General features: G+C 53.1%; 1 pseudogene. It reads right to left on the bottom strand.

Annotated elements, in window-relative coordinates:
• Positions 1-337, bottom strand: a pseudogene (gene purH, locus CWC11_RS22340) (bifunctional phosphoribosylaminoimidazolecarboxamide formyltransferase/IMP cyclohydrolase); the annotation flags it as partial.

The following is a 337-nucleotide window of genomic DNA, read 5'->3' as shown; positions in this document are numbered from 1 at the left end:
CGAAACGATTTGCGCTGCTTCTTCGCTGATGCTAGGCGCAATAATCACTTCCACAAACTGGCGCGCAACGATGGCTTCTGCGGTATCACCATCAAGTTCACGGTTAAAGGCAATAATGCCGCCGAAAGCGGAAGTTGGGTCGGTTTTAAAGGCGCGGTCATAGGCGCTAAGGATGTTTTCACCGACCGATACGCCACATGGGTTGGCGTGTTTGACGATCACACACGCTGGCGCATCGAATTCTTTTACGCACTCAAGGGCTGCGTCGGTATCAGCGATGTTGTTGTATGATAGCGCCTTGCCTTGTAGCTGCTTAGCGGTGGCCACTGAGGCTTCG

Source organism: Pseudoalteromonas sp. S3178 (assembly GCF_005886985.1).
In the GTDB taxonomy this organism is placed as follows: Bacteria; Pseudomonadota; Gammaproteobacteria; order Enterobacterales; family Alteromonadaceae; genus Pseudoalteromonas; species Pseudoalteromonas carrageenovora.
Note: the sequence above shows the minus strand (reverse complement) of the source record. Positions and strands in the feature narration are given on the sequence as shown.